Source organism: Bacillus sp. LQ01 (assembly GCF_057624735.1).
In genome coordinates this window covers 590,856-608,929 of the sequence record NZ_JBYEZL010000001.1, presented here as the reverse complement: position 1 = coordinate 608,929, position 18,074 = coordinate 590,856, and the positions used below count along the sequence as shown (strand labels likewise).

At 34.3% G+C, this 18,074-nt stretch carries 23 protein-coding genes and 2 pseudogenes; 5 read left to right on the top strand and 20 right to left on the bottom strand.

The window, feature by feature from the left end; translation table 11 throughout:
• Position 1 precedes the first annotated feature (1 nt).
• On the bottom strand, positions 2–1,090 hold the full coding sequence (locus tag AC22L0_RS03290) for an NAD(P)H-dependent flavin oxidoreductase (RefSeq protein WP_098023025.1): 1,089 nt from the start codon (positions 1,088–1,090) through the stop codon (positions 2–4).
• 115 nt (positions 1,091–1,205) lie between these two features.
• Here AC22L0_RS03290 and AC22L0_RS03285 point away from each other — a divergent pair, with 115 nt between their 5' ends.
• Positions 1,206–2,126 (top strand): S66 peptidase family protein, encoded by a 921-nt coding sequence (locus AC22L0_RS03285; protein ID WP_098280550.1) that lies wholly within the window; start codon positions 1,206–1,208, stop codon positions 2,124–2,126.
• Positions 2,127–2,153: 27 nt separating this feature from the next.
• On the opposite strand, the gene AC22L0_RS03280 is transcribed toward AC22L0_RS03285, so the two are convergent.
• The 3 genes from AC22L0_RS03280 to AC22L0_RS03270 all read right to left on the bottom strand — a co-directional run bounded on the left by AC22L0_RS03280 (position 2,154) and on the right by AC22L0_RS03270 (position 3,614).
• Entirely contained in the window at positions 2,154–2,552 is a 399-nt protein-coding gene (locus AC22L0_RS03280) for an SseB family protein (RefSeq protein WP_000435265.1), read from the bottom strand.
• Between the two features lie 86 nt (positions 2,553–2,638).
• A complete protein-coding gene (locus tag AC22L0_RS03275) occupies positions 2,639–3,193 on the bottom strand; it encodes a cysteine hydrolase family protein (RefSeq protein WP_141536694.1) in 555 nt (184 codons plus the stop codon).
• Between the two features lie 10 nt (positions 3,194–3,203).
• Positions 3,204–3,614 carry a carboxymuconolactone decarboxylase family protein gene (locus AC22L0_RS03270; protein ID WP_098280549.1) on the bottom strand — a complete coding sequence of 137 codons (411 nt, stop codon included), beginning with the start codon at positions 3,612–3,614 and terminating at the stop codon, positions 3,204–3,206.
• A gap of 126 nt (positions 3,615–3,740) precedes the next feature.
• On the opposite strand from AC22L0_RS03270, the gene AC22L0_RS03265 reads away from it, so the two are divergent.
• Together AC22L0_RS03265 and AC22L0_RS03260 are read left to right on the top strand one after the other, a co-directional pair.
• A complete protein-coding gene (locus AC22L0_RS03265) occupies positions 3,741–4,193 on the top strand; it encodes an Lrp/AsnC family transcriptional regulator (protein ID WP_487272137.1) in 453 nt (150 codons plus the stop codon).
• A 100-nt stretch (positions 4,194–4,293) separates the two neighbouring features.
• The gene (locus tag AC22L0_RS03260; protein WP_000707107.1) at positions 4,294–4,476 is read left to right on the top strand and encodes a DUF3913 family protein; all 183 of its coding nucleotides are present in this window, start codon (positions 4,294–4,296) and stop codon (positions 4,474–4,476) included.
• A gap of 29 nt (positions 4,477–4,505) precedes the next feature.
• Here AC22L0_RS03260 and AC22L0_RS03255 read toward each other — a convergent pair whose 3' ends face one another.
• The 13 genes and pseudogenes from AC22L0_RS03255 to AC22L0_RS03195 form a co-directional block, all read right to left on the bottom strand.
• Positions 4,506–5,519, bottom strand: a complete 1,014-nt coding sequence (locus AC22L0_RS03255) for a CPBP family glutamic-type intramembrane protease (RefSeq protein WP_487272136.1) — start codon at positions 5,517–5,519, stop codon at positions 4,506–4,508.
• A gap of 247 nt (positions 5,520–5,766) precedes the next feature.
• Entirely contained in the window at positions 5,767–6,543 is a 777-nt protein-coding gene (locus AC22L0_RS03250; RefSeq protein ID WP_487272135.1) for an ABC transporter permease, read from the bottom strand.
• Positions 6,543–7,445: an ABC transporter ATP-binding protein gene (locus AC22L0_RS03245; protein ID WP_000528788.1), complete on the bottom strand. Its 903-nt coding sequence runs from the start codon at positions 7,443–7,445 to the stop codon at positions 6,543–6,545. The genes AC22L0_RS03250 and AC22L0_RS03245 overlap by 1 nt, the downstream gene beginning before the upstream one ends.
• 14 nt (positions 7,446–7,459) lie before the next feature.
• Positions 7,460–8,242: a hypothetical protein gene (locus AC22L0_RS03240; RefSeq protein ID WP_000843921.1), complete on the bottom strand. Its 783-nt coding sequence runs from the start codon at positions 8,240–8,242 to the stop codon at positions 7,460–7,462.
• On the bottom strand, positions 8,239–8,937 hold the full coding sequence (locus AC22L0_RS03235; protein WP_000137747.1) for an ABC transporter ATP-binding protein: 699 nt from the start codon (positions 8,935–8,937) through the stop codon (positions 8,239–8,241). The genes AC22L0_RS03240 and AC22L0_RS03235 overlap by 4 nt, the downstream gene beginning before the upstream one ends.
• Positions 8,934–9,314, bottom strand: coding sequence for a GntR family transcriptional regulator (locus AC22L0_RS03230; RefSeq protein WP_000687512.1), 381 nt, complete (start codon positions 9,312–9,314; stop codon positions 8,934–8,936). The genes AC22L0_RS03235 and AC22L0_RS03230 overlap by 4 nt, the downstream gene beginning before the upstream one ends.
• Before the next feature lie 216 nt (positions 9,315–9,530).
• Positions 9,531–9,926 (bottom strand): annotated as a pseudogene (locus tag AC22L0_RS03225) (ribonucleotide-diphosphate reductase subunit beta); the annotation flags it as partial.
• A gap of 129 nt (positions 9,927–10,055) precedes the next feature.
• A complete protein-coding gene (locus AC22L0_RS03220) occupies positions 10,056–10,829 on the bottom strand; it encodes a GIY-YIG nuclease family protein (RefSeq protein WP_000274263.1) in 774 nt (257 codons plus the stop codon).
• Positions 10,830–11,018: 189 nt separating this feature from the next.
• Positions 11,019–11,597 (bottom strand): annotated as a pseudogene (locus AC22L0_RS03215) (ribonucleotide-diphosphate reductase subunit beta); the annotation flags it as partial.
• Between the two features lie 154 nt (positions 11,598–11,751).
• A complete protein-coding gene (gene nrdE / locus AC22L0_RS03210; protein ID WP_001215839.1) occupies positions 11,752–13,836 on the bottom strand; it encodes a class 1b ribonucleoside-diphosphate reductase subunit alpha in 2,085 nt (694 codons plus the stop codon).
• Positions 13,823–14,182 (bottom strand): class Ib ribonucleoside-diphosphate reductase assembly flavoprotein NrdI, encoded by a 360-nt coding sequence (gene nrdI, locus AC22L0_RS03205; protein ID WP_000959447.1) that lies wholly within the window; start codon positions 14,180–14,182, stop codon positions 13,823–13,825. The genes nrdE and nrdI overlap by 14 nt, the downstream gene beginning before the upstream one ends.
• A gap of 477 nt (positions 14,183–14,659) precedes the next feature.
• The gene (locus tag AC22L0_RS03200; RefSeq protein ID WP_000502197.1) at positions 14,660–14,977 is read right to left on the bottom strand and encodes a hypothetical protein; all 318 of its coding nucleotides are present in this window, start codon (positions 14,975–14,977) and stop codon (positions 14,660–14,662) included.
• 99 nt (positions 14,978–15,076) lie between these two features.
• Positions 15,077–15,271 (bottom strand): hypothetical protein, encoded by a 195-nt coding sequence (locus tag AC22L0_RS03195; protein WP_000356684.1) that lies wholly within the window; start codon positions 15,269–15,271, stop codon positions 15,077–15,079.
• Between the two features lie 334 nt (positions 15,272–15,605).
• On the opposite strand from AC22L0_RS03195, the gene AC22L0_RS03190 reads away from it, so the two are divergent.
• Positions 15,606–16,184, top strand: a complete 579-nt coding sequence (locus AC22L0_RS03190) for a GNAT family N-acetyltransferase (protein WP_000619548.1) — start codon at positions 15,606–15,608, stop codon at positions 16,182–16,184.
• 35 nt (positions 16,185–16,219) lie between these two features.
• On the opposite strand, the gene AC22L0_RS03185 is transcribed toward AC22L0_RS03190, so the two are convergent.
• Both AC22L0_RS03185 and AC22L0_RS03180 read right to left on the bottom strand, forming a co-directional pair.
• A complete protein-coding gene (locus tag AC22L0_RS03185) occupies positions 16,220–16,822 on the bottom strand; it encodes a histidine phosphatase family protein (RefSeq protein WP_000703098.1) in 603 nt (200 codons plus the stop codon).
• Between the two features lie 88 nt (positions 16,823–16,910).
• A complete protein-coding gene (locus AC22L0_RS03180; RefSeq protein WP_176268594.1) occupies positions 16,911–17,054 on the bottom strand; it encodes a hypothetical protein in 144 nt (47 codons plus the stop codon).
• A 272-nt stretch (positions 17,055–17,326) separates the two neighbouring features.
• Here AC22L0_RS03180 and AC22L0_RS03175 point away from each other — a divergent pair, with 272 nt between their 5' ends.
• Positions 17,327–17,512, top strand: a complete 186-nt coding sequence (locus AC22L0_RS03175; protein ID WP_001165082.1) for a YkvS family protein — start codon at positions 17,327–17,329, stop codon at positions 17,510–17,512.
• Between the two features lie 48 nt (positions 17,513–17,560).
• Here the strand turns inward: AC22L0_RS03175 and queF are convergent, their stop codons facing one another.
• Positions 17,561–18,058 carry a preQ(1) synthase gene (gene queF / locus AC22L0_RS03170; RefSeq protein WP_001986050.1) on the bottom strand — a complete coding sequence of 166 codons (498 nt, stop codon included), beginning with the start codon at positions 18,056–18,058 and terminating at the stop codon, positions 17,561–17,563.
• Between the last annotated feature and the right edge of the window lie 16 nt (positions 18,059–18,074).

The following is an 18,074-nucleotide window of genomic DNA, read 5'->3' as shown; positions in this document are numbered from 1 at the left end:
CTCAAGTGGTCTTTTTGTATATATTTTGTAATTGTTCGATTGTATTCTCTGCTTCTTTCATAACTCGCTCCACTACATGCTGAGCTGATTCGATTCGAGCTAATGATGCTGCCTGTCCTGCCCAAAGTGACATATATTCTTCCTTATTTTGCTTCGCTGCCTCTTGGCGTATTTTAGAAGTTAATACGTTTTGCACTGGATACATCGGCAGCCCTTCTTCTTTTCCTTCATGTCTCTCTATAAATTCATTCTGAATACCCCGCGCATATTTCCCAGAAAACGCACGAGTTACAGTTGTGCTCGTATCTGTACTATGTAAAACCGCTTCTTTATACACATCGTGCGTAATACTCTCTTCACTTGTTAAAAAGGCTGATCCCATTTGAACACCTTCTGCTCCTAGTGCCAATGCTGCAACAAGCCCTTGTCCGTTCATTACACCACCTGCTGCGACAATTGGGATATGCGGAACACCCCCTACTAACTGAGGTATTAACGCAAAAGTACCAATCATAGCATCTCGTTCTTTCCCAATAAACGTTCCTCTATGCCCTCCTGCTTCGCTACCTTGCCCAATAATAATATCTACTCCTAGCTCAGCAAGTACTTTCGCTTCCTTCACATGGGTAGCTGTTCCGATAACTTTTATTCCATTTCTTTTTAAATCATTTATTTCTTCTTTTTCTAACGTTTGAAATGCAAAGCTAACGACCGGTACTTTTTCATCTAATAGCACTTGTAATTGTTCCTTATAGCTTTTTGGAAGCTTTAACGTTCCTTCTACTTCTATACCTAATTCTCTATTCACTCCGCTTAGTAATACTTTCGCCTCATTTACCTTCTCTTCTTCTATTTCTATCTCTTTCGTTACAAGTAAATTAACACCGAACGGCTTATCTGTTAGTTCTCTTATTCTATAAATCGCTTCACGAATTTGTTCTGGGCTCATATAGCCCGCTCCAAGCGTCCCTAATCCTCCGCTATTACTTACTGCTGCAACAAGTTCTGGCGTCGTAATCGCGCCTGCCATACCGGCTTGAACAACGGGATACTCAATTTTTAATATGTCTGTTACTCGACTTGTAAACATCATTTCCCCTCCTATTTCCTTTATATCTTCTTTATTTGATAAGCTTTCCCCTGCTTTTGCAAGGGTTGAACTTCATATGAAGCGAATATATTGAAAGAGAAGGAGGCTGAGCTTAATGATTTATCCAAATGCATTAAAACAAGGTGATACAGTAATGATCATTGCACCATCTGGTCCACCTACAATCGAAAATGTATTAAAAGGTGTGAATATATTACAAGAGATGGGGTTATCCGTCATAATCGGGAAGAGTGTTTACGAGAAATATGGATTTTTAGCCGGAAGTGATCAAGTTCGGCTTGACGATATACATGAAGCATTTACAAATAATGAAGTGAAGGCCGTTTTCTGTGCACGAGGTGGTTACGGAAGTGCTCGTCTCCTCCCTCACATTCAATATGAAATCATTCGGCAAAACCCTAAAATCTTTTGGGGATATAGCGATATTACAGCTTTACATACTGCTGTTTCACGTTATGCAAAGCTTGTGACATTTCATGGCCCGATGATTGAAGAATTAGGGAAAGGTGTAGATTCTCTTTCTTTATCTTCTTTCAATCAGCTATTCCATCCGTATTCAACCATTTTATCTGCATCAGAATGTATCGTACCTAGCTCTCACAGTACAGTTACAGGTACGTTAGTTGGAGGAAATTTAGCTGTGTTAACAAGTATAATTGGCTCGCCCTACGAGATAAATACGGACAATACACTTTTATTACTTGAAGACATTGGTGAAGAACCGTACCGCATTGACCGTATGTTAAATCAGCTACTTTTATCTGGAAAGTTTAATGAATGTAGGGGCGTTATTTTCACAAGTTGTCACGACTGCAATCCTTCAAAGCTATCTCAATCATTGCAAACAATATTATATGAATATTTCGCACCATATCATATACCGGTCCTATTCGGTTTACCAATTGGACATATAAATCCAAACATCGGTATTCCACTTGGAGCTACAGCGACAATAAACACGAATAATAAAACAGTCTCTATTTCTTCCGGTATAGCCACTCCATATTCAACTTAAAAAGGAAAAGCGATTACGCTTTTCCTTTTACTTATAATAATTAAAAATTCGTCCAGATGCGATATCTGCAATTTCTTCTGGAATAAATGTTTTACTTATATCAGTACCAACATTTAATACAGCTGTAGCATCTTTCTCAATGCTACCAAATAACTCTTTCCCACGTATCGTAATAAGGGGTGTTCCTTCTGGCAACACATCTTTTACAAATTCCATTTGTGTAAAGAACGGAACGATCCATCTACCTTCTCCTTGGAAATGACGCAAACGAAGTATTCCCTCTGTTGCCCCGTCCTCTGCTTCTAGTGAACCAGCAACATAAAACTCAGTAGATAAGAGCAATTCATAAAATTCCTTTTGCTTCTGTTTATCATCCCCTGCTACAACAAGTACCTCTTCTAATTTCTTTACTGAAATTTGCTCCATATGATGCCACCCCTATTTTCAAAATGATTGTACTTAGATTATACGAAATATTCTTATTTTTTTCTACATAATTTGTAATTATTTTCTTAAAATAATTTTAATACTTCTTTTGTCGTCACAATCGTAGCAAACTCTTCATGTAAATTTACAAGTGTCATACTGTGAATATCTTCTGCACTATACTCCTTACCATCTAAACCTTTACGGTTAAAAGTAGCCGTTGCATCACTCACTAAATATGTTGTAAATCCTAAATTCCCTGCCATTCGTGTCGTAGTTTCCACGCAATGATTTGTCGTTAATCCTACAACCACTACTGCATTACATTTGTTCTTTCTTAATTGCTCTTCTAAATTTGTCCCAATGAACGCGCTGTTAACGAATTTCTGAATAACCACTTCACCAAGTAGTGGTTGCACTTCTTCTTTAAAGTTTACCGTTTCCGCTCTCTCATAAAACATTGACTGAGCATTTTCTTTATTTACATGTTGAATATGAAAAACTGGTCGTTCCCTTTTTCTCCATTCTTCTAATAAAATTCTCATGTTTTCTTCAGCAAAAATATTATTTCTCTCGCCCCAATCTGGTAATTGAAATGCCTTTTGTACATCGATTATGATAAGTGCTATTTGATTTGTCATCATTTCCCCCTTAATTTGGCTGTAATTGAAATAGAAAACCAAGTTGTTGTGACGCAGTAATAAAGCAAACATAGGCGCAAAGCTCTACAATTTCTTTTTCTGTCCAATATTGTTTTAATACGTGAAACATAGTATCATCTATTGCTTTTCGGTCATGAACAAATGTATGCGCAAAAGTAACAGCTACACCAATCTCCTCTGCCTTTTGCACATCATCAGGTCTTCCCTTTGCCATACAGTACGGACATTCATTCCCATACGCTAATGTTCTTCTCACTTGCTCCTTCAACTCTGCTGAAAGAGTTCCTTTATTGTACAGTTTATCTTCTAACGTACTCCACGAATGTAATATATCCGAATTATGCCCTAATAACTTTTGAAACTTTGTATCTCCTACATTTGATAATGAAATTCTCTCCATCATTTCCCCTCCTATTTCCTTCTGTTTTATTGTAAAATAAATAACGTTCACTTTACATTTCATATGAATCTTAATTTATATTTTTCCTTTACAAAAATCATTATTTTACTGGAGGTATATTTACAAATGCAATTAGACCTTGTTGATCGAAAAATTTTAAATGAATTATATAATGATAGTCGCCTTTCGATGCGTGAATTGGCTAAACGAGTAAACTTATCTGCTCCATCTACTTCAGAACGTGTTCGTAAGCTCGAAAGCGAAGGTGTTATTCAAAAATACACAATCGATATTGATTATAAAAAGGCAGGACTTGTTTTAGATTGTATTCTAGAAATCACTTTAAAAAATGGTGATACAACACGTATGCAACAATTTATTCAGTCTTATCCATCTGCAAGTTTTTGTTACCGAGTAACAGGAAGCTTATGCTACATTGTAAAAATTTCTGTTCCTTCACTCGTTGAACTTGAAGAATTTATCAATGATGTTTCTTCATATGCAACGACCGTTTCTCATATCGTATTATCAGAAGTATCTCTTACTCCTGATATTGAACATATCTTCCCAGAAGATTAATTTATTTTTATTCATAAAATATAAAAAAACCCCTTACAATAAGAATAAAAATAATATATTATGTATTAAAATACATAAAGTTCGAGAAAGGGGCTTTACATTGAAAATCTGGTTTTATGAAAAAACGGCACAATTAGATGACTTGCTTGGTATTTGGGACAATGTTCCGACCATCCCGCGAATTGGTGAAAAAGTGGAGATTTTAAAGACGGTCCGCACTGTTACAGATATTAAATATGTAAAGAACGGTAATAATTTTCGTGTGGAAATTATTACAAATTAAAAAGTAGCTCTTAAGGAGCTACTTTTTAATTATCTATTATGTGCTTTCTTTATAACGATTTTATCTTCTTCTACAGATACTGTTACATAATCATTTTCTTCTAACCGAAGCTTATTTACAGCCTCATCTGGTAACTCTATGGCCATCAATCTATCGGTTACGATCACTTGACTATACACTTCATTTTCTTGTGATGAACTCACTACTTTTTGCTCATTTATAAAACGTACTCGTGGCACGCCAACTTCTTTTACTGTACGCCATTGTTTCCAAACATAAGGAATTAACCAAAGTAATCCAACAACTGTAAGACCGATACCAATCCATAAATTACTTTGCGCTTGTAATTCAGTAATTGAGATTGTACCACTTTCTTCTCCACCGAAAAATTGCATACTTGTTGCAATCAAATTATTTAGAGCGTGCACAGCTATATTCGTCCATATATTTTTTGTCTTTATGTATAAAAGACACATAACGACACCAAACATGAACGCACCAATAACATCAAAATGTCCTAAGCCAAAAATAATTGAAGATATAATTACAGCTTTTTTAATTCCCCATTTATAAGCCATTCGCTGTAAGAAAAATCCCCTAAAAATAACCTCTTCCATAATAGGTGCTAACACACATGCTGAAATGAAAGTAAATATCGTCATATATACGTTACTCGTATTAATAACATTTCCGTCTTCTAGCATAGTAACTAAGAAATTCGGTAACGTATGTGCTAATATGTAAAATTGAATCTGAGATATGCCAACTGAAAAAATCATCCCCATTATCGTTGCTAATATAATTAATCCCCAAGGTAAACGTCCTGGCTTATTAAAAAAACTGTTAAATACAATATTATTTTTATTTGTTTTTACGTATAGCCAAAGTAACGGAAATACAAAAAATACAGTTATTTGTGAAATAACCTCCATCGTATTCTCAGAAACATTTGCTAGACCTAATGGGATGATTATAAGGAGCACCCCTATAATCATCCATCCAAAAAAGCTACGTAGCCTTATACGTGAAAATGCATAGTGCATATAGAACACCCCCAAAGATAGTAAAAATACAATAAAACTTTAATCAGTACTTTATAGGCAATCCTTTCCCTATAAATAGCAGGATAATTAAATTATAATATGAATATAGTTGAAATTCTTCCTATTTTTCTCAAATCATTTCAAACAGCATATCTCTTAAAATACCATATCGCTGTTCTTCAAGTTGCAATCTAAGTGAATTTTATGTAATAAAAATCCCCGTTTTTACAAGCGGGGATTTCTTTTATTATAATACGTCACGTTTTTGGAATAATGCACTTGATGCTACAAGTAACACAACAAAGTATGCAGCTACAAGTAATAATGAAGTTGTAAATGTAAATTCTGTAAATGTTGGTTCTACTCCGCCACTAATTAATTTATTGCTATCGTAAGCTCTTAAATCCAAATGGCTAAATACTACAAACTTCGCTACACCTTTTGCAAACATCATTAATACCATGTTAATTGTACCTTGTAAGAATAATAGAAACATCGTAATAATTATTGGTAATACAGACTTTCTAAACACGTTTGCTAAGAAAAATGCAAGTGTTGCAAAGAAAAATGGTGATAACAGCTGATATACAATTGTTTTTAAAGCAATTCCTAACGTTAATTCAGTTTTACTACCGTCCATTACAATTATACCAATAATCATAGCAATTAACATACTAGCAAATACGATAAATAACATCGTTAATAATACTGTAATATATTTAGAAAATAAAATTGTCATTCGTTTTCTTGGACGAATTAATAATTGCTTAATCGTTCCTTTTTGGAATTCATCTGTAATTGTACGAGAAGCTATTGTAATTCCAAAGATCGTTGTGAATATCATAATTAAGCCGATATTTGAACTTGCAAAATCTAAGTAAGATCCACTTAAGCTACCAGCGTCGCCCCATTTCGCCAATACTACTGTTCCTAAAATCTCTAATAAAGCAATGACACCAATTAAAATATACATACCTTTTTTCGCATGCAACTTTAAAAATTCATTTTGAATTAATTTAAACATTACGCTTTCACTCCCCCAGTAATCGCTAAGAACTCATCCTCTAACGTTTTATTTTGAACAGTAACGCCATATACCAGCACATCAGCATGAACAAGTTTTTTTACAAGTTGCGGAATGTTGTCTTTTGTTACAGATGCTACAATTACATTCCCTTTTGCTTTACCTTTAATGATTTCATTTGCTTTCTGAACTTCATCTACTTCAAACGCTACAACGACTGCCTCATCATGTTTCACTTTTTCATGTAAGTTGTACTCTTGTACAAACTCACCTTGTTTAATAATAACGACGCGATCACACATTAATTCAATTTCACTCAATAAGTGACTTGATACGATTACAGCAATATTCTCTTCTTTCGCTAAACGTTGTAAATAATCACGAATTTGGCGAATACCAGCTGGATCTAGTCCATTTGTCGGCTCATCTAAAATTAAGATTTTCGGCTGATGAAGTAATGCCTGTGCAATTCCTAAACGTTGTTTCATACCAAGTGAATATGTTTTCACCTTTTTATGAATCGCATGCTCTAATTCAACAAGCTTGACAATCTCAGCAATGCGCTCTTTACTAATTGGTGTAATGGCCATGTTCGCAAAATGCTTTAAGTTTTGCATTCCTGTCATATAATCATATAGTTCAGGATTTTCTACAATCGCTCCAATTTGCTCTAGTGCCTTTTCACGCTCCGAGCGAATACTATGTCCACAAATTGTAATATCGCCCTCTGTCATTGAAATAAGACCTGTCATCATACGGATCGTCGTCGTCTTACCGCTACCGTTCGGTCCAAGGAAACCGTATACTTCTCCTTCACGAACCTCAAATGATAAACCACGAATAATTTCCGTTCCACCAATCTTTTTTCGAACATTCTCTAACTTTACTACTACGTTTCCCAATGCTGATTCCTCCTTTAGACTTCTAGTTTTTTATCGATAATATAAGCAATTACATATATTATTAGAGCACTAACCATTACCATGAAACTTATATTAAAAATGTTAAATCCATTTTCTTGAAACATATTAATAAATAGACTCTTGCTTTCACTATGATATTCTACTCTTCGCAATACTTGGAAAGCTGGAGCTAATTTTCCTAGCAAGGTTGTCGCTAAAGTAATCGCTATATTTATTACTAGAAAAATAATAACGATCAGTATATTTTGCGCCTTTTTCTTTTTGGTAAGTAACTTAACTAGAGTAATTACTAATATGATTTGTAACACACTAAACAAAAACTCAAATAAATCGCTTATCGTATATATTAAATTATTAATTATGCCTACTTGCATAATCTCTTTTGCCTCTACATATACAGAAGTCGTAGGAAAAGCTAATACATAACTTACGTAGAAAAGAATTCCACATATCCCATACCATATAGCCATTGCGATAAATGAGAAAATAAGCATAGAAATTACATATTGTTTCCCAGATATTGCTGTAAGTCGTAACATTGGATTAGTTAGTAAGCGTGAATATGATTTCATTGTTTGTATAAACATATAAACAATATAAAAGAAAAATATAATCATAATGATTCCAAATATACCCTCTTGTCTACTGATAGCCGCATCACTTTTTCTTACAATCATTTGTGAAAATAACACAGCTTCAATTAGCACAAAGAATAAAAAAGTAACAATATATCTTTTCTTATTTACATTCCATAAATAGGAAAGTACTGACTTCACTTACTAAACACCTCCTTAAACAATTCATGAACTGCTTTTCCTCTCTGAAAACGAATTTCTTCTACATTTTCATATAGAACCATTTCTCCATCTTTTAAAAAGATCACTTCATCAAAAATATTTTCAATTTCATTTATTAAGTGAGTGGAAATTAATATCGTACAATCTTCCCTATAGAACTGTAGAATTAAATCCAATACATGTTCTCTAGAAAGAGGATCTATCCCGCCCAACGGCTCATCCAGTACGTATAGCTTCGCTTTTCGAGAAAATGTTAAAATGATTTGCAGCTTCTCTATCATACCTTTTGACAATGCTGTAATTTTTTCTTCTAACGGTATTTTAAATTCTGCAATCGTATCTACCGCTTTTTGAATATCGAAGTCTTTATAAAAATCTCGGTAAAAAAATAAAGCATCTTTTACAGTCATCCAATCATCAAAGACTGGCTTATCAGACATAAATGAAACGATTTCTTTCGTCTGTAATCCTACCTTTTTACCGTCTATTGTAATACTACCTTCAGAAGGGTGTTGCAAGCCTGCAATCATTTTCAATAACGTCGTTTTCCCGCTCCCGTTATCTCCAACAAGCCCAACGATTTTCCCTTCCGTAATCTCTATGTTTAATTCACGGATCACTGCTTTTAATCCGTATCTCTTCCATAAGTTTTCTATTTTCAATAGCTCTGTCATTGGCTCTCCTCCCTCTTATCATGTAATGAAGAACGAAGAATTGTAAGAATTTCTTCTTCTGAAAAACCTAAATTGTCCATTCCATCTATAAAAGAATGAAGTAATTCTTTCGCCATCTCTTTTCGCAGCTCCATAATTTTCTCCCCTTCATTCGTTACATACCGTCCCATTCCTCTACGTGTGACAACAACTCCATCCCGTTCTAGCTCTTGAAATGTACGCTGAATCGTATTTGGATTAACTTGTAATTCACTCGCTAATTCACGGACAGAGGGAATTTTATCACCAGGCAATAAATGTCCTGTTACGATTTCTTTTTTTATGTATTCCATTACCTGAATGTAAATTGGTGTATTTGGAGAAAACTCTATTTTCATTTCTTCCCTCCTTTTGTATCGGTGTACTAGTTAAATAATACACTGATACAAAAGGTTTGTAAATACCCATTTAATTACAAAAAAGTTCTATCCGTTAACCGAATAGAACTTCCCAAATATAAATCGCTATACAAAAATAATAGTGTTATGTAAACAAAATTATAAAGAAAAGCTGTCTTATCAATCAATAAGACAGCTTTTCTTTATAATCCTATATTAAAAGTTAAACACGAAGTCATCGTCAGCTAACTTTTCAACGTTCGTTGCTTTTACGTAACCATTTCCTTTTACAGAGAAGAAATCATGGTTTTTCGTATCTGTACGTAAACCATTTAAAACGATTGGGTTAATTTCTTCTTCTTCAAACTTCGGCTCAAGTCCTAAGTTCATAAGCCCTTTATTCGCATTGTAACGAACGAAACGATTTACATCTTCTACAAGACCGATAGAAGTGTAAATTTCTTCTGTATAGGCCATTTCAATTTCATATAGTTCCATTAATAACTCTTGTGTTTCTTTTTGCACTTCTTGTTGCTCTTCTGCAGAAAGTTCTGCGAAGATTTGTTGTGCTAAAATACCGACGAATACGCCGTGAATTGACTCATCCTTTACCTTCACATAAGTTCGCTACTCCTATGCCGTTTATACAGCTTACAGTTTCCTGTAAGAAGAGACTATATCATCTACCTTCTCAGGTAGCCCTCCATTTCGATTTAAGGGATTCTCACCCACCGCTTGGCCCTACTCCTCTTGCGGAATTTCACCGCCATTGGGATAGTCGTTGAACGTTCCTTTATCTACGTATCGCACCCACCACTGTTTATACAGTTTTCGATGTCTGATACGGCTTCCTGTGCCGCTCGATAACCCATGTTTTCTTTCAATGGATGCATTAGATTCACCGGCTTGTAGCATCTGAACGATGTCCAAAAACATTTCAAGAGTCACACGTCCCCTTGTTTTCAGTTGGTGTTCAGATTTAACCGGCATATAATTTTGCACTTTTCCCCAAAGATATTTATAACGTTTCTTATGTCGAATTAAAGATACATAATTAGGATGAAGATTATACATATCAGCAATTTCTGGATTTGTCTTTCCGCACTTTAGTAGTTCTACAATCTCAAAAAATTGTGCATCTGTAATTTTTGATTGTGGATTTTTTTCACCTATAACACGTTGCCTTTTCTTCTCTAATTGTTCTTCAGTGAATTTAATTCCACCCAATCCTTCTCCGCCTAACGTCAAGTTATAGCCATTATTATAAGAATCATACAGCCAAATATACTGTTGCTCAATCTCACTCAATTCTTCCAATGAACATTCTATTTCCTCTAGAATTCCATATTCTAAAGTGGATTCATATTTACAGTATACTGCTTGTAAATACCTATTATAATGTGTACCACTCTTTAACATCCACATATGTTCCCTAATTCGTTTTAAATTTGAAACGTTCACATCTTTACCAATATAATACTTCCCATTGATTTTTAAATAGTAAATTCCGTACATGTTATCGCTAGATAAAGGCTTCGCTGCTGATTGCCCTATCAGCTATTCTCCTTTCCATCTATTGATAGTTAGAGAATAACCTGAATGCATATATTCATCAATAATAATACAGATAAATTTACAATAGGGGGTCCCAGCAATTAAAAGGGTTTTTCAATTGGTATCTCTACCAAAAGCCGCCATAAGTTAACGGATAATAAGGTTAATAATTTCACCACTTGCCGTCAGTTTACCTTGACCAGCTAAGTAAAGTGGATAGAAAAATCCACTATAGAATAAGTAACTTTCTAAGAACACACTTGCTACCATTGCCATGTATAACTCTTTTTTCGTTACTTCAGGCTTTAATAAACGACGATAGTAACTAGTAATAATACCAGCTTTTTTCTCAAGTAACGGATGATTGTCTACCCAGTCAAAAATATCATCAATTTCTTCTTCTGTAGCTAATGTTGTGAAAATGTGACTATAACTTTTCGCATGTACTTCTTCCATAGCTCCCATGAAAGCTAATACACTTTTCGCTTGTAAATTTTCAAGATGAACAAGTACAAGTGGCATTCCTTCGCCACCTTGTTTCGTATCTAAAAGTGTTAAACCACCTAATACACGCTTATAAGCAATTTGCTCTTCTTTCGATAATTGCACCCAAGTATTTTTGTCAGACGAAACCGCGATTTCTTCTTCTGTCCAAAACTGAGCGATGTTTTGCTTCCAAAACATTAAACTGAAATCATCTTCCTTTTTATTCCAGTTAACAGCGCGCATTGAATCACCCCTATATCTATTATTGTTCTACTGAACGGTTAAATTTCCATCTAACAATGAAAAGCTAACCGTTTAGTAGAACAAACCAAGTATGAGCAGGGTTCATAACCCTGCTCATACTATTGGGTTATTCATTTAGTATGGCAATATGCCATTAAACGGTACAAGCCACACACTCTTCCACGCTTAATTTACGTGTTCTCGTATAATACAGACTCTTTAAGCCTTTTTTATGTGCATAGATGTAGTAACGTGCTAATTCACGTGTTGAAATATCACTATTAACGTAAAGAATTGTACTAATTCCTTGGTCAATATGTTCTTGAATTTCTGCGATTAAATCAATTAATTTAAACTGATTCATATCGTAAGAAGATTTATAGTACCAGAACGTATCTTTTGATAAATACGGCATTGGATAATATGTTGTCGCATTCGCATATGTTCTTGATTCGATTTGACTTACGATCGGCATTACGCTTGAAGTTGCATTTTGAACGTAACTGATTGATTGTGTTGGAGCAATGGCAAGACGATATGAGTTGTATAAACCATTCTTCTGCACTTGCTCTTTTAAACTTGTCCAATCTTCTTTTGTCGGAATATGAATTCCTTCAAATAGTTGCTGAACTTTTTCAGTTACAGGACTGTAATCTGTCGTTTCATACTTTTCGAAGTATGTGCCATTCGCATAATCAGATTTATCGAAGTCTTTAAATGTCTCGCCTTTTTCTGTAGCGATTTCCATACTTTTCTCAATAGAATAGTAATTTAACATCATAAAGAATGTACGAGCGAATTCTTTCGCTTCTGCACTTTCATAAGCGATTTTATTTTTTGCTAAATATCCGTGTAAGTTCATTGCTCCAAGTCCAACTGAATGAAGCTCGTCATTTGCTTTTTTCACAGTTGGTGCATTCGGAATAATCGTCATATCAGAAACAGCTGTTAAAGCTTCCATTCCCGCATGAACTGCTTCACGAATTTCTTTATTTTCCATTACGTTTACGATATTTAACGATCCTAAGTTACAGTTAATATCACGACGGATAATGTCATCTGTACCGTAATCATTTATTTCTGAAGTTTCTTGAAGCTGGAAGATTTCTGTACATAAGTTCGACATCTTCACAGTTCCAATATCCTTCAATGGATGTTGATTATTTGCATTTGATTTAAACATTAAGTATGGGTAACCAGACTCAAGCTGAATCATAGCGATTTTAATAAGCATATCACGTGCACTAATATCTAGTGGCTTCTTCTTCACTTTCGGATTGCTCATTAATTCATCGTACATTTCATCAATGTCAATATCATCTAAATGCTTGCCATATTCTTTATAAACCGTATAAGGCGCGAAAACATGGAAAGGTTCGTTTTTCTCAGCAAGCTCAAAGAACTTACTTGGAACGATAATTCCGATTGATAGAGACTGAATACGGCTCTTCTCATCGGCATTTATTTTTTTTGTATCAAGGAATTCAATAATATCCCAATGGAAAATGTTTAAATATACTGCACCGGCACCTTTTCGTTGGCCAAGCTGATTCGCATATGAAAACGAATCTTCAAGCAATTTCATAACAGGTACTACGCCACTTGCAGCGTTGTCGATACCTTTAATTTGCTCACCACGTGCGCGTAGCTTAGATAAGTTTAAAGCTACTCCCCCGCCGATTTTTGATAATTGCATCGCAGTATTAATGTTAAAGCCAATTGAATTTAAGCTATCATCCATCTCTAACAAGAAACAAGACACCATTTCTCCTCTTCTGCTTCTTCCCGCATTTAAAAAGGTTGGTGTCGCTGGTTGGTAGTTTTGTTTTACAATCATGCTTGCGAATTGTCTTGCTTTCGAAACATCACCGCGTCCTAAGTATAATGAAACAATTGCTACACGATCTTCATAGCTTTCTAAGTATTGTTTTTGATCATTCGTTTTTAACGCATAATCTTTGTAGAACTTAGATGCTGCCATATAAGATTGGAACTCGAAGTTTTCACCATAAGCGATGTTATATACTTCCTCTACTTCCTCCAAGCTATACTCGTCCAGAACGTTGTAATAGTAATCATGTTCTTTCATATACTCCATTCGCTCTGCCACGCTATTAAAAGGAACGGTATTCTCTCTAGCTTCTTCCATAAAGACTTCTAATGCCTCTTTATCTTTATGAAGCTGATAAAAACCGTCCTGCATTTGCGTGATTTCATTATTCAGTTCAATGTGTCGCAATCTCCCGCACCCTTTCCTTAAAATATTCTACATCGTTATTTGTTCCAGATAACTCAAATTTTGATACAATAGGCACTTCATATTTAGTAGAAATCTTGTCAGCACTTGCACCGAACATGTCTCCCCAGTTACGATTGCCGCTTGCAGATACGCCTTTTAATTTTTCATTATTGCGCTCTAAAAAGTCTAAAACACGTTCTGGTACATTTCCAAAACCTGTTGTATACGTAATAAGAATAAAGTCTTCATCTATTACTAGATCTTCATCAATTTGAACGGCCGGCATATTTAATTTGTGAATGAAACGCTTCACGTTTCCTGTCATAGAATCATATGCAACTAACATTTCCGACCCTCCCTCTCAAATCTATATTCTCTATATGTTGTTCTTGATTTCTCTATATATTGTATTACGTTTCAAAATAAGACACAAGATATATGTATAAATTCTTTCTTTTTTTAACTTTTACTTTTCGACATGATAGCCGTTTTTTTTCAATACAATGACTATGAAACAACATTCTAAAACTCATGTCAATAAAGTGCTTTTCAAAAAAGTTGTCAACGAATTTAACCTTATTTTTAAAAAAGTTAACAATATATTTTGTCATAAAACGGTAGATGCTGAAGAAATATATTTCTCCAGCATCACGCAAAAAAGAACAGATATGAAACTATAATCTGCTCTAAAAAACGATTACATTTATCAAATTTACCTTATTAAATATATTATACATATACTTTCGTTTTTCGTTACATACTAAAAGATAACTATTATAGAAAAAGATTATTATTATGGAACTTCAATTTATTTATGAAAAGTTTATTCAGAGTACTCAATGCGCAAAATATCTTTTACAAATATATGATGTGGATTTTCATCTTTATCAAGCATTGTACATACAGGAGCCTCTTCATCAAAGTATACAATCAGTCCTTCTACGTACTGATATGTATGTTGAACTTGTACAGTTACTTTAATTTCTATTGCTTCTTCATATGCTCTTTTTATTTTCTGAAGCATTTTTGCTGAACATTTTCGTTTCTCTGGATACATAACCATTCCCATAAATCGATTGCCGGCTCTATCTTTCCACATATAATCCCAATGTGGTAAAATGCCTTGTTTAAAATCGCCCATAATTCCCCTCTCCTTTATCTTTTATTTATCCCGCATGAAACGTCCGTTTGGTGAAGGCTACTAATCAGTGAGAGATGCCCTGCTGATCAAAATTCTCCTTTATGAACGTGGCGTTTCTGAATATGTATAAATCACTTGCCCGCCTCGCTGTGCGTTACCAATGAAATGCTTAAAGTCTTCTCTATTTACAACAACTTCTCTGAACGTATAAAATACATCTTTCGTAACAACATACTCCTTTATTTCACCATTTTTTAGCTGATCTAAAATTGTATTTGCTAATTCTTTATCCATGTATTTCACCTCTCTGCAATATTTTATTTTATCTTATATTCTATAGGTCAACAACTGTAAATTTATCCCGCTATTTGCAGGTAGTCCGATTGGTGTTGACTACTAATCAGTCGTAGAATGAACAAAAAATCTTACTGATTAACGTTTCACTTTATCTCGTTGTTATGCCATGATTTTATTTTCGTTATTTCGCAAACAATATTGTTTTACTATATGTCCACTAAATATCATATACTAACATAGCTACTTCTCTATATCAAACATTTCGGCATTCAATTATGCAAAGTTCCATACCACTATGCTACAATATACAAATAGAACTAGGAGGGATACTATGATTCGGAAAGCAAAAAAGACAGATGCAATGGCAATAGCTCCTTTATTGTATAATGCTCTGCATGAAATTGCTGAAAAAATCACAGGTAGCACAGTTGAAGCAGAAGTATTACTAGGACTTGAGACATGGTTCTCAAAAGAAAATAACCGTCTGAGCTACGAAAACTGTTTTGTCTATGAACAAGACGAGAGTGCAGTTGGAATTATTGTCGCTTATCACGGTAGTGAAGCAACACAGCTTGACGCACCAATTGTACATCACTTAAGAGCATTACATAAAGATGAATCAATTACGTTAGAAAAAGAAGCTGAGCTTGATGAGTATTACATTGATACATTATCAGTTTCAAGTGCACACGGCGGAAAAGGGATAGGTTCTAAATTAATTGAAGCTGCCGAAATCTATGCAACTGAAAAAGGGCATAAAAAAATCGCTTTACTTGTTAATTTAGAAAACAAACGCGCCTATTCACTATACGAAAAGTTAGGTTATAAAAAAGATGAAATTGTTATGCTAGTAGGGGAACCTTATGCTCATCTCGTAAAACCATTAAACGTCAAAATTTCTATATCTTAAAAAGAAAGCACACGATTTATATAAATCGTGTGCTTTTATGTTAAATTTGTATTTAATATATTTCCATCCATCGCCTCGTGAAACGTATATGTTGTACATCCCCATGGCTCTCTGTGCAAAATAGGAGAACCAGACCATCCCATCGCTCTCAGTTCGGCACCAATCATTACATTCACATAATTATGACCTACAAGAGCTATACTTCCATGTACGAGAGCATAACGATGTAACAGGTAAGCCGCTTGCCTTACCCTCTCTCTTACTTCCTTATAAGACTCAACATCTTTATGGTAGCCAAGTATCCATAATGTTCGTCCAATGAACATCCATACCTTAATTGTGCATTTCAACCACTTCGGAGCAAAAAAGCATGAAGGAACTTCAGCTTCTCTAAAAAGAGAATTTTGCATAAAAGATAAAGAATCCGTCAATTCAGCTGCTGATTGTACAGCACGCCTTTGATCACTTGTTAAGACAAATTTCGCTGCTTCAATTGCCTCTATTGTTTCTATCGGCATTTTAGCTTTTTGTATCATTGACTCGGAATCATACTGTTTCATCCATTCGTGAAATGAATTAATTGTCATCGGTTCTCTTATACGACTTAAACAACCATGACGAATAAAAGAAATCTTCATTCTTTTCACTCTCCATTCATCACTTATGAACTCTATTATGCACTAGTTCTAAACATCATACCACGCAAGAAAATAAAGTTATATCCCTTTACATCTCTCCACCACTATCATGTGTTATCGAAGCATGGATACCATCCATCCCATCAAAATATGTACTCGTATCATATTGACGAATCTTTTTTAAATGCATATAAGAAAATAAAAATAAAATTAAAGCTATAACACTCCCCACAAATTCAAACATCATTTTACCGCCTCTAATTTCTCCCACTTCAGCAGGTTATTCTACTTTTTCATTATACCTCGATATAAAGATTCTCGCATTTTTGCTATTTTTTCTAAAAAACATGGATTTTCTACATATTTTCTTACAAAAAGTGAATATTTTTCGAATTTTTACTTTGGAAACATTTACAAAGTAGGAAATATGGTTCAAAATAGGAGGAAATAAAAAAACCCAAATTTATTCTTTTTTTGGGAAAACTGTAACAAGGAGAGTTGCTTATGCAGATCGCAGAAACTGGAGATATCATCGAATTTAAAGGTGGAATGCAAGGCCGTGTTCAAAAAGTAAATCAAAACTCTGTTATTGTTGATATAACAATTATGAAGAATTTTAGAGAACTAGATATGGAACCTCTTACAGTTGTAAGTCATAAAAACTATACTGTCATTAATCAAAATGCATAATATAATAGAAAGAAAGGGCCTGTATACTATACAGGCCCTTTCTTTCTATTAACGATTATCAATTGTTTCCGGATATAGATCGTGGTTCATCATGCGGTAGTCAGCCATTTGTTCATACTTCGTACCTGGGCGCCCGTAGTTGCAGTATGGATCAATTGAAATGCCACCACGTGGTGTGAATTTCCCCCATACCTCAATATAACGCGGATCCATTAATTTAATTAAATCGTTCATAATAACGTTCATGCAATCTTCGTGGAAATCACCATGATTGCGGAAACTAAATAAATACAACTTTAAAGATTTACTCTCTACCATTTTTTGCTCTGGAATATAGCTAATATAAATTGTTGCAAAATCTGGTTGTCCTGTTTTCGGGCATAAACTTGTAAATTCAGGACAATTGAATTTTACAAAATAATCACGGTTTGGATGATTATTATCAAACACCTCTAATATTTCTGGGCTATATTCAAATAAATATTTTGTATTTTGATTCCCTAGTAATGTTACATCTTTTAAATCTTCATCTAATCTTCCTGTCATTTTAAACATCCCTTCT

Excerpts from the sequence above, each read along its gene's own strand:
- AC22L0_RS03290 (WP_098023025.1), bottom strand. The coding sequence starts at position 1,090 with ATGTTTACAAGTCGAGTAACAGACATATTAAAAATTGAGTATCCCGTT.
- AC22L0_RS03285 (WP_098280550.1), top strand. The coding sequence starts at position 1,206 with ATGATTTATCCAAATGCATTAAAACAAGGTGATACAGTAATGATCATT.
- AC22L0_RS03280 (WP_000435265.1), bottom strand. The coding sequence starts at position 2,552 with ATGGAGCAAATTTCAGTAAAGAAATTAGAAGAGGTACTTGTTGTAGCA.
- AC22L0_RS03275 (WP_141536694.1), bottom strand. The coding sequence starts at position 3,193 with ATGACAAATCAAATAGCACTTATCATAATCGATGTACAAAAGGCATTT.
- AC22L0_RS03270 (WP_098280549.1), bottom strand. The coding sequence starts at position 3,614 with ATGGAGAGAATTTCATTATCAAATGTAGGAGATACAAAGTTTCAAAAG.
- AC22L0_RS03265 (WP_487272137.1), top strand. The coding sequence starts at position 3,741 with ATGCAATTAGACCTTGTTGATCGAAAAATTTTAAATGAATTATATAAT.
- AC22L0_RS03255 (WP_487272136.1), bottom strand. The coding sequence starts at position 5,519 with ATGCACTATGCATTTTCACGTATAAGGCTACGTAGCTTTTTTGGATGG.
- AC22L0_RS03250 (WP_487272135.1), bottom strand. The coding sequence starts at position 6,543 with ATGTTTAAATTAATTCAAAATGAATTTTTAAAGTTGCATGCGAAAAAA.
- AC22L0_RS03235 (WP_000137747.1), bottom strand. The coding sequence starts at position 8,937 with ATGACAGAGCTATTGAAAATAGAAAACTTATGGAAGAGATACGGATTA.
- AC22L0_RS03230 (WP_000687512.1), bottom strand. The coding sequence starts at position 9,314 with ATGAAAATAGAGTTTTCTCCAAATACACCAATTTACATTCAGGTAATG.
- AC22L0_RS03220 (WP_000274263.1), bottom strand. The coding sequence starts at position 10,829 with ATGTACGGAATTTACTATTTAAAAATCAATGGGAAGTATTATATTGGT.
- nrdI (WP_000959447.1), bottom strand. The coding sequence starts at position 14,182 with ATGTTAGTTGCATATGATTCTATGACAGGAAACGTGAAGCGTTTCATT.
- AC22L0_RS03200 (WP_000502197.1), bottom strand. The coding sequence starts at position 14,977 with ATGGGCGATTTTAAACAAGGCATTTTACCACATTGGGATTATATGTGG.
- AC22L0_RS03195 (WP_000356684.1), bottom strand. The coding sequence starts at position 15,271 with ATGGATAAAGAATTAGCAAATACAATTTTAGATCAGCTAAAAAATGGT.
- AC22L0_RS03190 (WP_000619548.1), top strand. The coding sequence starts at position 15,606 with ATGATTCGGAAAGCAAAAAAGACAGATGCAATGGCAATAGCTCCTTTA.
- AC22L0_RS03185 (WP_000703098.1), bottom strand. The coding sequence starts at position 16,822 with ATGAAGATTTCTTTTATTCGTCATGGTTGTTTAAGTCGTATAAGAGAA.
- AC22L0_RS03175 (WP_001165082.1), top strand. The coding sequence starts at position 17,327 with ATGCAGATCGCAGAAACTGGAGATATCATCGAATTTAAAGGTGGAATG.
- queF (WP_001986050.1), bottom strand. The coding sequence starts at position 18,058 with ATGACAGGAAGATTAGATGAAGATTTAAAAGATGTAACATTACTAGGG.